This window comes from Thermus sp. FJN-A, from assembly GCF_054655095.1.
Genome location: NZ_BAAHSC010000129.1, coordinates 1 through 434, shown reverse-complemented (window position 1 = coordinate 434; position 434 = coordinate 1). Strand labels below are relative to the sequence as shown.

Sequence of the window (434 nt, the reverse complement as noted above, 5' to 3'; positions counted from 1 at the left end):
TGGAGGTAGAGGGCGGCGTAGCGGACATTGGGGGGCACGGTGTAGGGCTCGGCCCACCCGGCCCTCACCAGCTCCAGGTTCACCTGGAGCAACCGGCTCCCCCCGTGGATCCAGTCTCCCCTGGGATCCTCCAGGTACAGGTAGGCCAGCACCCTCCGGTAGCGGTCCCGCTCCTGGGCGTCCAGCTCCACCCACACCTTCCTCCCCTGGAGCCCCTGGAGCAGGCGGGCGAGGAAGGCCTTGGCCTCGAGGCCGAGCCTCACCTCCTCGGGGCCCGAGGTGCGGTGGTTGTAGGTGGACTCCGGGGCGTCCACCCCGATGAGGCGCACCGGCCCGAGGCCCTGAAGCTCCACCGTGTCCCCGTCCACCACCTTGAGCACCTGAACGGGGCCCTGGAGCCTGCCTTGGGAAGAAAGGGCCAAGGCCAGGCCCAT

General features: G+C 70.3%; 1 protein-coding gene. It reads right to left on the bottom strand.

Annotated features, from left to right (window positions below):
* On the bottom strand, positions 1–434 hold a 434-nt coding region (locus ACYQ0J_RS00670; protein WP_460170276.1), incomplete at both ends, for a thermonuclease family protein.